We start from the raw sequence: 13,529 nt of genomic DNA, 5'->3' as shown, positions 1-13,529 counted from the left end.
GCAAAGAGGCACCCCGGTTAAAGAGCCTTACTCTTTCGTAATCACGTTATCGAGATTCAGCATCACATTCGCTGAAATAGTCAAAGCTGCCAGCTCTGGCGTTCTCTCTTTTCCATAAGCCAGGATACTGTCCGCTTCTACCGGCTTTTTCTGGTAAGCGTCCAATGCCTCCTGATATATTTTTACCAGCACATTCAGGTTCTTCTGTTCAATAGGCTGGAAAGTAAGCATGCGATACCCTTCTTTCAGCTGCTGCTCTGGCGTTTTGCCTCTTTTTTGCATTTTATTGGCTAAACTTTCCGCCGCTTCCAGGTATACCGGATCGTTCAATGTGACCAGTGCCTGCAAAGGAGTATTGGTCAAAATCCGGCGGGATTGGCAGAATTCGCGGCTCGGCGCGTCGAAAGTGACCATCGAAGGATAAGGCGCGGTACGTTTCCAATAAGTGTAAACTCCCCGGCGATATCTGTCTTCGCCTTCGCTCAAAACCCATTTTTCACCACTGTAAGGTGATTGCCAGATCTTGTCGGGCTGAGGCGGCATAACGCCCGGACCGTACATTTTATCCGAAATCAAACCACTGCACGCCAAAGCCTGGTCACGTACCTGCTCGGCGCTCAAACGCACGCGCGGCCCCCGGGAGATCCAGATATTGTAGGGATCTTTTTCGAGCCTGTTTTCATCGGTTTTCGAGCTCTGTCTGTAAGTCGATGACATGACGATCGTTTTCAGCATCTTTTTAATGCTCCATTTATCCTCTTCCATAAACTTAACCGCCAGCCAGTCGAGCAACTCGGGATGTGTGGGTTCTGCGCCCTGCGAACCGAAATCTTCCACCGTTTCCACAATACCTTTGCCAAACAATTGCTCCCAGAAGCGGTTTACAATCACGCGTGAAGTCAATGCATTGTCGCGGCTTACGATCCATTTCGCCAGTCCTACCCGGTCTTTCGGGGCGTCGTTCGGCATTGGCGCCAGCAGCTTGGGTACGTCTGGCTGCACTTCTGCACCTTTCACCATCCAGTTCCCTCTTACAAAAACATTGGTTTTTCTCGCAAAATCACCCTTCCCTTCCCAGATCACCGGCATACTCTCTGCCTGGTGCGTCAACAAAGTGGTATAATCCGCTACGATCTGCTGATATTCAGGTTTATCACTACCCGGCAATGCTTTTTGAAAAGACATCCAGGTAATCCGCACCCATTCTTCGGGCGATTTCGGACTTTTCAGAGAAAGATAAATATCGTGTTTACCCGAAGTTTTAGCGAGCGGCGCGATGATCACAGAATCTCTTGCAGGTACCTTGATCTCAGCAATCACCGGACCGTCCAATTTGTCCAGGTGAAGACTTAGTACCGCATTCTCAGCCTTGGTAGCAACATTCATTACCACATTGTCAGCACCTGTCAGGTTTACCTGAGAAATGCGGGCGTTTCCATTGTTTTTTACACCATAGTAAGAAATCAACAGTACCGTCGACTGGTCGCCTTTTACAAAATTATGCGCATTGATCTTCGGCTCCATGACCTTCATAAACTGCGTTACTTCCGGCAGTTGCTCCGGTTTGGTCTGCCGGATCCAGCTTTTCACCCGCTCTACTCTGGCTGAATCCTCGCCTTTATAAAACCGCAGCTTAGGCCATTCATCCCACACATCTTCGTCCCGCGTATTATTGAAAAACGCCATGTATTTGTAATAATCTTCGTGCGGAATAGGATCGTACGGGTGGCTGTGACATTGAATGCAGGCAAAAGTGGTTCCCTGCCACACTTCCCAGGTCGTGTTCACCCGGTCGATCTGAGCCGCGGTGCGAAATTCTTCATCGTCGGTACCACCTTCATTATTGGTCATCGTATTGCGGTGGTAGCCGGTCGCGATCATATTCTCTTCCAGCGGGAAACCGTCTTTGTCTTTTTCAAGCAAATCCCCGGCAAGCTGCTCGATCGTGAATTTGTCGAAAGGTTTGTCCTGATTGAAAGATTTGACCACATAATCCCGGTAACGCCACATCGTCCGCCCGCCGTCGCTTTCGTAGCCTTTTGTATCCGCATATCTCGCCAGGTCCATCCACATAGAAGTCCAGCGTTCACCGTAACCGGGCGATTTCAGCAGCCTGTCGACCACTTTTTCGTAGGCATTTTCAGACTTATCATTTACAAAATCGGCTACCTGCTTTTCAGTGGGCGGCAAGCCGGTCAAGTCCAGACTTACGCGGCGGATCAATGTAGCGCGATCGGCTTCTGCGGAAACTTCGAGTCCCTTGTCTTTTAATTTGTCCAGAACAAAATGGTCGATCTCATTGGTTACCCACTTTTTATCGCCGGTATTAAGTAACCCGAAAAGATTACTAAAACTGTTCAGCGAAGGCACCTCCGGCTTCTCTATCTTTTTGTAAGACCAATGCGTTTCCCACTTAGCGCCCTGATTGATCCATTTTTTGAGGATATCAACTTCCTGTTCCGTCAAAGGCGTGCCGTTTTTGGGCATTCTTTCGTCAGGATCGTCGGTCAATATCCGCCGGATCATCTCGCTGGCATCCGCGTCACCGCGCACGACAGGTATCTTACCCGACTTGCCGGGTTCCAGCATTTCGTGCTCAAAAAGGAAACTCACATCCCCCGCCTTTTTCACTCCCCCGTGGCAACCCATGCAATGTTTATTCAGGATAGGCTTTACGTCGGCATTATAATCCACCGATGAAGAGCCGGAAGAACCAGAGAGCCAGAAAAAGGAAGATACAGCAACGATCAGAGCACCCGCACCAATAAAAATTTTGTTACTCAACATCCTTTTAATATTCTATTTGTTAAAATCATCAACATAGCGAATTTACAACCTTTAAAAGTTTTTATTCCCAATGCTTTACTTAGAACGCTGCATTTACTGCCAGGTTGCATTTTGCTTTACATTCGGGTTGCCAAGCAGCTCTTTCGCAGGCAGCGGCAGTACGTAATCCTTTGCCTTGGGCACCCGGTCTACATTGTATTTTTGGGCAAAATGCGTGATTTCCTTGCCCAGATAGTCAACCGGCCCGCCGAATTTGCTTTTCCGGCGCAATTCAGGGTACATAACCTGCTCAAATACAAATTCCTGCATCCGTTCCTTAATAATTGCGTCGCGCAGCGCAGCCTGTGTCAGGCCCTTCAATGCAGTAATGCCCGCCCGCTCGCGCACTTTGTTAATGGAAGCATAAGGATCGCCCTGCCCGCTTTCGTTACAGGCTTCAGAATGTCCGAGCAGAATATCGGATAAACGAATGTAGATTGTGTTTTTTTCGGTGGCCGAATTGCGCCTGTCCAGCTCGGCGATCTTGTTGGACCATGCTTTGCCAAAGATCATTTGTGCCGGATCTTTCGGGTTCGCATCCGATTTCACTACACCGCCAAATCGCGAAAGATTGTAATCCGCTTTCGGGCTCCATGTCACGATCGGATAGGTGCCATTAATTTTTCCAAAACGTCCCGTCGGGTAACTTTCGATGAACGTACCTGCAATTCTTTTGTCTTTCGGATCGTAGGCTGCCCTGAATTCCTGCGTTGTACTGATCCAGCTCCAGCCCGAGCCGCCCAGCTCGCTGGGGAAATCTTCGGGGTTGAAGTGGGCCGAATGCTGGCTGTATTCATTGGCATTAGCCGAAGCCGATACCTGTGCCTCAAAAATACGCTCTCCCTGATTTTCGTGAGCCAGGTCAAAATTGAATGCAAAATCAGCATATAATGTAAGGCCGCTGTTGTTGATAATATCTTCCGCAGTTGCTTTTGCGTCAGCCCATTTTTCGTCCCAGAGCTGTGCTTTCATCAGGACTGATTTAGCTGCCCATTTCGTCGCGCGGCCCATATCAACGCCTGTGTAGCTCGCCGGAAGCAACTCGGCTGCGGCTTTGGTATCTGCATAAATCTGGTCGATAATAGCGCGGTTACCTCCGCTGTTGGAGGGAAGCTCATTGATATTTTTGGTCGATTTGACGGAAAGCGGGGCGTCGTCGAAATAGCTGAGCAGACCGTAATAATAAAATGCCCGCAGAAATAACGTCTCGCCTTTCAGCCTGTCGATCAGTGCCTGGTTGGCCGGATCTTTCATTGTCTCTGCCGTTTCAATAATGGCATTGGCGCGGTTGATCGAGCGGTAGCAGATGCCCCAGTAAGCTTCAATGTATTCATCCGCCGGGTTCACATTACCCAGGTTGAATTGCAGCGGACCTTTTTCCCAGCCTACCTGGTAACCTCCTATCAGACATTCAAATACATATCTGTCATAAAAAAAGCCGAAACCACCCGAATTCAGGTCATCATAAACCCCATTGACGCCGAGTTTCAGTTCGTTCGCAGATTTGTAAAAAGTGTCCGGATTAATGAAATCGGGCTTTTCTTTCAGGTCTGAACAACCGGCAAAGCTCAGCAGGGAAAAGATCAGGCAAAATGCTCTGGTTTTATGTAATAGTATATTTTTCATTTTTTATAAAAGTCTGAGGTACAAATGAATGGACTTAAAAACCCAGGTTCAGGCCGACTGTATACATTCTGGCGCGCGGATAAGCATCATAATCGTCGCCCCTGTTCAGGTTGTTCTGGCCCTGGTTATTCACTTCGGGGTCAAACCCTTTGTATTTTGTGATCAGGAACAGGTTCTGGCCGCTGGCGTATACCCTGATATTGCGTATGTATTTGGTTTTAACCGGTACCGAATAACCCAGCGATAGATTTTGCAACCTCACGAAAGAACCATCCTGAATGAAAAAGGACGATCTGCGGAAGGAAATAAAATCTCTTCTTCCGTCAATCACAGGTCTTGGGGCATCCGGATTTTCAGGTGTCCACGAGTCGGTCAGGATATTTCCGATCTGGTTGATCTTCTGTACGCCGTCGGCCATTTCTGATTGCTGTAAATTCCGGACTTTGTTTCCGTGGACCCCTCTGAAAAATACAGCCAGGTCAAAACCTTTGTATTTCAGGGTTGTATTAAAACCCCAGGTCAGTTTCGGGTTTGGATCGCCGATGATCTTGAAATCATCGGTCGTGTATCTTCCGTCACCATTTACGTCCTCATATTTAGGATAGCCGGCTTTGGCTGAATAGGTTTTCCCTTCTTCATCACTTTGAAACAAGCCTACATAATTGTAACCCCGCCAAACACCGATCGGGTTGCCGGCTTCGACCCAGCTTCCAAGTACGCCGAGGTGACTGCTGGTACTATTGGCAAAAAATGGTGTGCTTTTGCCAAGATCAAGGATCTTGTTGCGAAGTATGGAAACATTGCCGCTCACATCCCAGCTGAATGTGTTGGAACTCATTAGTTTATAATTCGCCGAAAATTCCAGTCCCTTGTTCGTCAGCGAGCCGGAGTTTAGCATGATCACACTGAAACCGGTACTCTGCGGAATGGAAACGTCGAGCAGCAGGTCTGTCGTTTTGTTTTGAAATGCGTCGACAGTAAGACTCAATCGGTTTGAGAGTAAGGAAAAATCAAGCCCGATATTGGCCATTGAAGTGCTTTCCCATTTCAAATCATTGTTAGAAATACGGTTTGGTCCGTAGCCGGAAACCAGGGTAGGTGTGCCACCCAAAACGTAATTATACGGTATCAGACCGGCTATCGATCGGTAAACCGGAATTTGAGAGTTACCCGTTAAACCATAGCTCGCACGGATTTTGAAGTCATCAAATACAGAAGCCAGCCCCGAATTTTTGAAAAACTCCTCATTCACAACCCGCCAGCCCAGTGCAGCCGAAGGGAATGTCGCCCATTTGTTGTTAGGGCCGAATTTGGAAGAACCATCGCGGCGCAATGTGAAAGTGAGCAGGTAACGATCTTTGAAATTATAATTCAACCGGCCGAGGTAGGAAAGCAGCTCCCATTCAACCCTGCCCGGCCCGGAATTAGGTACCGACAGACGACTTCCATTCTGCATATTCATAGCGTCGACATCGTCGGAAGGCAGGCCGCGCGTGGAAACCGATTCAAAATAGTTGAGCTCTTTCTGATAAGTATAACCCAAAGTCACGTCCAGGAAATGTCCTTTCGCAATTTCCTTGTTGTAGCTCAGGATATTTTCATTCAAAATATTATTACTGTTCCGGTTTGCCTTTTGAAGTTCGCGATCGTTCTGGCGGCCGAGGTAAGTGTAGCTGTTGTAAAATGTGGTCCGGCGTGCATTTACCAGGTCCAGACCGATACTTGTGCGGAATTTCAGACCGTCTAAAATATTGATGGTCAATGCAGTAGTTCCAAACAAACGATTTGTCCAGTCTCTGTCATAACCCTCCATGACCTCTGCAAGGGGATTTGTTAAAAAACGCTGATCGTAGCTGGCATATTGATATCCGCCATTCTGATCATAAACACCGACCGTAGGATCGAGTCCCAACGCAGAAATCACAATACCTCCCGGCCCGCCGCGATCGGTTGGCGCGTTACTGCTGCCCGAGCGGTTGTACGACCAGCTGTTGCTCAATGTGGCCTTTCCTTTCAGGAAATCGTTGTCCAGATTTATCCGGAAACCATACCTGCTGAAATTCGTGTTCTTGATAATTCCTTTGTTATCAAGATAATTTCCCACGAATGCATACCGCATTCCCTTGGTACCGCCCGTGAAAGAAAGCTGGTGATTGGACAGCCCGCCGGTTCTTGAAATCACGTCCCACCAGTCGGTTCCCTTGCCTATCTGCCCGATCTGCTGGTCAGTATAGCGTGGATTACCGCCCTGACTTTTTTCCAGAAGATTAATATACCGCATATAGTCAGCGCCATTCAAAACATCCACATTGTTAGCAATGCTCTGGAATGAATAGGAGCCGTCGTAATCCACGCTGCTCTGGCCTTCTTTTCCGCGTTTGGTAGTGATCAAAATAACACCGTTTGCGCCGCGAGAACCGTAAATGGAAGTTGCGGAGGCATCTTTTAGTATTTCGATAGATTCAATTTCATTCGGGTTAATGGTCGCCATCGCATTGGTTGGCTGGCGGTTTCCGCTCGTTCCCAGGGCGTTGTTGTCAGGATACATCGGGAATCCGTCAATCACGTAAAGCGGCTCGCTGCCACTATTGATAGAATTCGCCCCGCGCACACGGATCGAAATACCGCCGCCCGGCGCGCCGGAAGTTTGCGTTACCTGTACACCCGGCGCCCGCGACTGGATCGCCTGATCAACAGAAGTCACAGGCATTTCACGGATCGCCTCGCTTTTAATGCTGGAAACTGAGCCGGTCAGGTCACTTTTTTTCACCGCGCCGTAACCAATCACCACAATCTCTTCCAGCGATTTATTCTCGGGCTCCATGACGACGGCTATTGAACTCCGGCTGTCGATCGCGACTTCCTGGGGTTTATAGCCTACGAAGCTGAAAACAAGTATTGCACCTGTTCTTTGGGGTATATCAATTTCAAAATCCCCATCCTTATTCGTGGTAGTACCTTTTTGTGTTCCCTTCAAAACCACACTCACGCCTGGTAATCCCGCGCTCGTTTCGTCGGTGACTTTTCCCTTGATTATCTCGGCTGCGGGTGTTGGTGCTTCCTCAGCCTTTTCAGTCTGAACAGGAACAGGTAGTGTTCCGGCAAGCGAAGTCAGCAAAATCCTTCCGGAAGTAAGCTGGTAAGAGATATTCAGGGGCTCAAAAAGTGTGGTCAGCGCGGCGCTCAGCTTTTGGTTAACAATATGAATGTTGACCGTGCGCTCTGCTTTGATCGCCTTCTGGCTATACGCGAATTTGATCTCGGCCTGCTGTTCCAGGTCGCGCAGCACGTCTTTCAATTCCGCACCCCGCGCATGGATCGTGACTTGTCTGTCCATAATTTCCTGTGCGCGGCTCTCACCGGCTGCGTAAGTCAGGCTGGTGCAGATAACTGCAAAAAGGATTTGGGCGAGCGATATTTTCATGACAATGCACAGTGCTGCACACCATTTTAATTGTAGGTTTCTTTGCATAATTTTGATGGTTCTATTTGTTAAAACAGGACGTTGGCCGCATGTTCTCTCTGTCCAGGATCGGGCATGCAGGCTGTAATGGAGGCCGGTAGTGTTGACGCACTATCGGTTTTTTGTTGGGTTCAGCTTTTTTGTCAGCATAGGTCAGGGGTTAGGGGTTTAGGTTTAATCGCAGCCGCGTCCGTTAATCAATATGCGCGTTCCTTTTATTTCATAATCAGCGCCCACCGATCCGCAGATCAGGTCGAGCTTTTCGTAGAGCGGTAAGTCGGTGATATCTCCCGTGAATGTGCATTCGGCGAGTCGGTCGTTGGCAAATACGATTTCAATTCCATAGCTCTTATGCAGCGCATCGACAATTTGACCCATTCCTATGTTGTTGAAAACCAGCCGGGAGTCGTCAGCTGCAACAATCGCTTTCACCGGCTCTACCACCAGGCCCGTCATCAAATGCCGGCTTTCGGGGAAGTAGGTAACCCGCTGGTTTGGCGTGAGGATTACGCCATTGGAATGCTGTCCGGCCGTATTTTCCGCGAAAGAGTTGTTATTTTCAAATACAGAAACCTTACCAGTCACTACCTCCACTTCCAGCGCCTGGTCTTTTGCATTGGTCTTGATCCTGAAACTGGTACCCAGCACGCGCGTGATCAGCTTGCCGCTGTATACAAAAAATGGTTTATCCGGATTTTTAGTGATTTCAAAAAAAGCATCGCCCGCCAGCTGCACGTTACGCTGGTCGCTGGCAAAAGTGCGGGGGTAAATAATCTGGCTGCGCGGGCTGAGGGTAACTGTACTGCCGTCTTCCAGGTTAATTTTCTGTGTGCTATCTGAACTGTTGATATGCGTAATAAGCTGTCCTGCGGGAGCCTGGACCAGTATCTTTTCTTTGTGGATCACTTCACGGGAACTGGCTTTGCCCAAAAATACCCAGCAGCCGATTGCAATGATCACAGCCGCAGCCGATGCATAAGTGGTGCCGCTGCGCCACCATTTTTTGATAATGGTTTGCTGATGGTACTTTTCAGCATTGATTTCTGAACGGATGTTCTGGAGAATCCGATCGCCGGTAGCCTCGCGCTCGCTTTCGCCGAGCGAGAGGAGCGACTCTTTGTTCAACTTGTCGTACCAGAGATGAATTCTCGCAATTTCCTCTTTCGAACAATCACCGTTGCGGTATCTGAGCAGCAGCGACTGGATTTCCTTATTGTTCATTGATCAGCTGGGTAGAGTCTTTGAACATAAGCCGCAGAAATGCGGGTATTCCCTAAATAAGTTTAGAAATTATTGGAAAGATTATATGAATGGGCGGGTTTGTGTGCAATAATGTTTTTTTAATACAAAGAAGGGAGGAAGGAGGAAGGAGGAAGGGAGGAAGGAGGAAGCTAGGAAAGAAAAGGGGGGAGGCAGGCAAGTAATACGGATAAAGCCTGTTTCAGGTAGCTGCGAACCGACTTGGTGGCTTTGGTAATGTGGTACTCGACTGCTTTTTCAGTCAAATTGAAATGTTTGGCAATACGAGTGAGCGGCCAGTGCTCGAAGCGGTAGAGCCTGAAAATTTCCTGGGACTTTTCAGGAAGGAGATGCAGCCCCTCGTCGATTGCAGTGATCAATTCGCTCAGAGCGATCTGATTTTCAACGTCGCATTCCCCAAGTGTAGAAAAATCAGGGGTTTGATCAAAAAGCGCTTCTTCCGAGATATTGCGGCGGATATGGTCGATCACCTCATAACGCACAGCAGAAAAAAGATAGTAATCCATGTTGAGGATTTTCTGCGAAGCTTTTTCCCGCCATAGGCGCATGAAAATATCCTGAACGATTTCTTCGGCTACTTCCTTGCTGCGTAGCTTGCGGTAAGCCACCAGGAACATATTGTACCAGTAACGATGGTAGATTACAGTGAAAGCTTCATCGCTTCCTTCCTGTAATGCTTCGATAAGCTTTTCATCTCCAAAGTTGTCGGGCATGATGTGGGACAGTGCAGGAACAAAAATGAGTTAACTGCGACAAATTTATATTAATTGTGTAAATAATTTTATTTCGCCTTCCAGTTGTCAGTCTAAAGAGGCATTTGAAATATTCTTACTACCGGCAGGTAGTTTTACGTCAATTTTTACCATCAACTAAGAAGTTCGCTAACGTATATAGTTATGAGTAAGTGTTTTCCTCTAAGGGTATTACTTGGATCGTTAAAAAGTAAAAAAAGTGCGTAGAAATGTGTGGAAAGGTCTTTTTAAATTAAACCGGGTAATCTTACCTGGTATTTTCTGTACTTTACCGTATTGACGAGACGAGGCTGTAACCATTACCTTTGGATCACTGAATGCTCTTACTCAACCCCGGAAACAAATGGAACAATCTATTACACATGCCTGTCTGGTGCATCCCCATCCTTTGGAATGCGAAGCGGTGGCCGAGTGGTTAAGGAAAAGGTCCTACATAGAACTGGTAGGTAAATGCAATAGCCTGGAACAGATCATGCAGCTGCCATATTTAAAAGACGTCGATATTGTGGTTGCGTTTGCGCATCATTCGGAGAATACCGCCGACCAGATATTGAAGATCCGGAAAATGCACCCGCGCCTCAAATTTTTATTACTGGCACCAAGTCCGTCGGCCGAGTCGGTCAGGGAGGTGGTGCGGTCGGGAGTGAGTGGTTATATCGTATTCGAATCGGAGCTGGATGAATGGGAAAGGGCTGTGAGGGCCGTTTCGGAAGGCAAAGTTTATTACGGGCAAGAGGTAATGCTGAAACTCGCTGAAACTTCGCTGGACCTGTACAGTGCAGCCCCTGCACCCACCACGCGTGATTTTCTGAGCAAAAGAGAAGTGGAAATACTCCGCCTCGTGGCCAGCGAATACTCTACCAATAAAATTGCAAACGAACTGTGCATCAGTGATAAAACAGTTGAAACGCACCGCAGGAACCTGTTTCATAAGCTAGGCGTGAAGAATTCGGTAGGTCTTACCAAAGTCGCCGTCAGAATGGGCGTGGTTTAGTTTTCCATGTTTTCTATCATGGAAAACCCTTAAAAATCCTCCTTAAAACCCTTAGAAAAATCAGGGTAAATATTTCAAAAAATCAGGGTATCTGTCGATTGATTTCACGTTCGCGAACCGGCAACTTTGTCTAAGTATTTCAATTATGGAACTGACAAAACGCGAAACGGAAATCCTCAACCTGATCATGGATGAGCTGAGCTCGAAAGAGATAGCGGAACAGCTTGGCGTGAGCATTTCGACCGTGGAAGCGTACCGGCGGAGCCTTTTCCGGAAATTCGGAGTCCGGTCGGTGATCGGGCTGGTGAAGGCGGCGATGAAGATGTAGCATTTTACGAAATTGGATCAATATGGCAGAGAACCGCCACATGGCTGTGAATTGGGTTGACGGGATGAAAATAGCCCGGCAACATTTTATCGAGACAGATAATTACCATACCGCGCAGGTCAGGCAAGCGCAGGCTATATTTCAAACGCCCCTGAATTACGGATTGCTGCTTTCAGGTGAAAACCGCGAATCGCTGGAAATGCAGGTTTTAGGTGACGCCAGCCAGCAAATCAGGATAAAAGTGGATCGCTGTCATGCAGTTACACCTGATGGAAGCCTGCTGGATGTAACCGGGGCCGATCAGCTTAAGCTGGATACTTCGCTGGGCACAGTGACGAATGAATATCATCTTGCTCCCGGCAGGAATATCGGGCTGTACGTTATTTTAAGTGTAGCTCTTTTTGAGCGGCAACCAACCGGTAATGTGCTGGATTCGGAGCTGCCTGTGCGGCATCCCTACACGACGCCGACTTATCGAATCGATCTGACACCCATTGATCTGATCAATAAGGAACAATGGACAGGGGCGGGACTGATTATCGGTAAAATTGAATATACCAATGCAGAACTGCGCGTAGCCCGGGATTTTATCCCCGCCTGCCGGACGGTCGTTTCGCATAAAAGTCTGCGGGATTGGTATAACAGGTTTGGGGTTTATTTAAATGATATTGAAACCTATTCGTTCCGGATCCTCCAAAAAATCAAAACGAAAAGCCAGAAGAGTACACTTTCCGATAGTGTGCAAATGATGATAGAGAGGTTGGTAAATGCATTTTCGGCGGCCAATGTAGGCTACCAGCGTCTTTTGCCTTACCAGGAACCGATCAATATGGTGGTTTGCCTGATCCAGATCGTACAAAGTATCCGCGCTGCGCTGGAATGTCTGACTGACCGGGAAAAAGAGGAGCTGCTGGGCTACCTGGGCGAGTGGGCCGACGATACACCGGGAAGTTTGGAAAAGCAGATCATCGGGGTAATTCAGGTGGATTATAATCACAACGATATATTACCCTGCATCCAGACGCTCGATACTTTTTACAATATGTGGACGGCGCTTTTCCTGAAACTGAGCCAGCTGGAATTTATCGGAAAAAGAAAAGGACAGCAGGTATTCATCATCGAAAGTCCGGTACACGAGCCGCCGGTACAGCCGGAGAAAACGAAATCGCGGTGGAGTCCGCTTTAAATTAAGGAGGAAAGGGAGGATGGAGGAAAGGGAGGAAGGGGCTTTCGCGATTTACTCATCCTAACATAAATCAAAAAGCCCCCTCAAAGGGGGTTGGGGGAGGAAGGAGAATAAGAGAGATAAAACACTTTTTTAAATGGAGCCTGTAAATAAGAATCAGCGGAAGGTGGCGATTGGGCGGTTTGTGGGGATGTATGTTTTGTCGATGACATTTCCGGTGCTGGCGGTTTACCTGCTGATGCGGGTGCCGGGCTCGGTGGCGGAATCTGAGACAACCAGGTACCGGCTGATCGTGGAGGAACAATCGCCCATGCTGGTTGATGCGGATACTTTAAGCCTCATTTCCAGAAGGGTAATCCAGCTGGATGGCGCATACAGCAGCGCGACTGATGAAATGTCGAAAGCGACGGCGCGCACGCAGCTGGTGGATATTGAAAGCAGGATCAATGGCATTATGAGCCACTTTAATAACCTGTCCAATTCAGCCGCGCACGAACAGAACAAGCGGCTTTCAAACGGAATAGCCAAGCTGACGGAGGCGCTGGTGACTTACAGGCAAACGATCGCGGAGCTGCGGCGGACACTCGATAGCAAAGGTATTGATGTACAAATGGTGAATGACCTGCGCAACCAGATCAATATGAAAGACCTGGAAATCAAGAGTATGGAGCGGCAGCTGCTGGCCGGTGCGGCGGGTGGAGGCGGCGGTGGGGAAGCGAAAGAATTGCAAACCAAGCTAAGCCTCGCACAGCGTGATCTCGATAATTGCCGTGCAGGAAAAGCAGGCGGTGGCGGCGGAGATGTGGCCGCTATTCAAAAGCAGCTCGACGAATGTATGTCAGCTAAAAACGGGCCGAATGTTACTTACCGCGAATGGCTGCGTTACTCGGAGGCGGAAGGGTATTTTCAACTTTTGACGCAGGGTAATCTTCGGAAAAATGACCGGAAGGTCTATTATGACCAGGCCAAGCAGATATTCGACGGCTTGCAGCTTTCAACCTCTAATAAAGAAATGAAAGCGAAGGCGACGGAGCGGATGATCTATTTACAAAAGAATCAACCGTAGGTGAATGCAAATGTGATTGCGTGAAAAA

At 48.2% G+C, this 13,529-nt stretch carries 9 protein-coding genes; 4 read left to right on the top strand and 5 right to left on the bottom strand.

Going from position 1 to position 13,529, the window contains the following annotated elements; translation table 11 throughout:
• Positions 1-27 precede the first annotated feature (27 nt).
• The 5 genes from FXO21_RS09170 to FXO21_RS09150 form a co-directional block, all read right to left on the bottom strand.
• A complete protein-coding gene (locus FXO21_RS09170; protein ID WP_149639800.1) occupies positions 28-2,787 on the bottom strand; it encodes a DUF1553 domain-containing protein in 2,760 nt (919 codons plus the stop codon).
• Positions 2,788-2,880: 93 nt separating this feature from the next.
• On the bottom strand, positions 2,881-4,452 hold the full coding sequence (locus tag FXO21_RS09165; RefSeq protein WP_149639799.1) for a RagB/SusD family nutrient uptake outer membrane protein: 1,572 nt from the start codon (positions 4,450-4,452) through the stop codon (positions 2,881-2,883).
• A gap of 34 nt (positions 4,453-4,486) precedes the next feature.
• Entirely contained in the window at positions 4,487-7,924 is a 3,438-nt protein-coding gene (locus FXO21_RS09160; RefSeq protein ID WP_225865631.1) for a TonB-dependent receptor, read from the bottom strand.
• 165 nt (positions 7,925-8,089) lie between these two features.
• Positions 8,090-9,136: a FecR family protein gene (locus tag FXO21_RS09155; RefSeq protein WP_149639798.1), complete on the bottom strand. Its 1,047-nt coding sequence runs from the start codon at positions 9,134-9,136 to the stop codon at positions 8,090-8,092.
• Between the two features lie 170 nt (positions 9,137-9,306).
• A complete protein-coding gene (locus FXO21_RS09150) occupies positions 9,307-9,888 on the bottom strand; it encodes an RNA polymerase sigma factor (RefSeq protein WP_149639797.1) in 582 nt (193 codons plus the stop codon).
• A gap of 382 nt (positions 9,889-10,270) precedes the next feature.
• Between FXO21_RS09150 and FXO21_RS09145 the strand changes: the two genes are divergently transcribed.
• The 4 genes from FXO21_RS09145 to FXO21_RS09130 all read left to right on the top strand — a co-directional run bounded on the left by FXO21_RS09145 (position 10,271) and on the right by FXO21_RS09130 (position 13,501).
• Positions 10,271-10,921 carry a response regulator transcription factor gene (locus FXO21_RS09145; protein ID WP_149639796.1) on the top strand — a complete coding sequence of 217 codons (651 nt, stop codon included), beginning with the start codon at positions 10,271-10,273 and terminating at the stop codon, positions 10,919-10,921.
• A 145-nt stretch (positions 10,922-11,066) separates the two neighbouring features.
• Positions 11,067-11,249, top strand: coding sequence for a response regulator transcription factor (locus FXO21_RS09140; protein WP_149639795.1), 183 nt, complete (start codon positions 11,067-11,069; stop codon positions 11,247-11,249).
• A gap of 22 nt (positions 11,250-11,271) precedes the next feature.
• Positions 11,272-12,435, top strand: coding sequence for a hypothetical protein (locus FXO21_RS09135; RefSeq protein WP_225865630.1), 1,164 nt, complete (start codon positions 11,272-11,274; stop codon positions 12,433-12,435).
• A 136-nt stretch (positions 12,436-12,571) separates the two neighbouring features.
• Positions 12,572-13,501 carry a hypothetical protein gene (locus tag FXO21_RS09130; protein ID WP_149639794.1) on the top strand — a complete coding sequence of 310 codons (930 nt, stop codon included), beginning with the start codon at positions 12,572-12,574 and terminating at the stop codon, positions 13,499-13,501.
• Positions 13,502-13,529 lie beyond the last annotated feature (28 nt).

It is taken from the genome of Dyadobacter sp. UC 10, assembly GCF_008369915.1.
Classification (GTDB): Bacteria; Bacteroidota; Bacteroidia; order Cytophagales; family Spirosomataceae; genus Dyadobacter.
The sequence above is the reverse complement of the archived record's forward strand: the minus strand, read 5'-3'. Positions and strand labels throughout refer to the sequence as shown.

Bases quoted from the DNA above. Each gene is read 5' to 3' on its own strand.
- FXO21_RS09170 (WP_149639800.1), bottom strand. From the start codon at position 2,787: ATGTTGAGTAACAAAATTTTTATTGGTGCGGGTGCTCTGATCGTTGCT.
- FXO21_RS09165 (WP_149639799.1), bottom strand. From the start codon at position 4,452: ATGAAAAATATACTATTACATAAAACCAGAGCATTTTGCCTGATCTTT.
- FXO21_RS09160 (WP_225865631.1), bottom strand. From the start codon at position 7,924: ATGCAAAGAAACCTACAATTAAAATGGTGTGCAGCACTGTGCATTGTC.
- FXO21_RS09155 (WP_149639798.1), bottom strand. From the start codon at position 9,136: ATGAACAATAAGGAAATCCAGTCGCTGCTGCTCAGATACCGCAACGGT.
- FXO21_RS09150 (WP_149639797.1), bottom strand. From the start codon at position 9,888: ATGCCCGACAACTTTGGAGATGAAAAGCTTATCGAAGCATTACAGGAA.
- FXO21_RS09145 (WP_149639796.1), top strand. From the start codon at position 10,271: ATGGAACAATCTATTACACATGCCTGTCTGGTGCATCCCCATCCTTTG.
- FXO21_RS09140 (WP_149639795.1), top strand. From the start codon at position 11,067: ATGGAACTGACAAAACGCGAAACGGAAATCCTCAACCTGATCATGGAT.
- FXO21_RS09135 (WP_225865630.1), top strand. From the start codon at position 11,272: ATGGCAGAGAACCGCCACATGGCTGTGAATTGGGTTGACGGGATGAAA.
- FXO21_RS09130 (WP_149639794.1), top strand. From the start codon at position 12,572: ATGGAGCCTGTAAATAAGAATCAGCGGAAGGTGGCGATTGGGCGGTTT.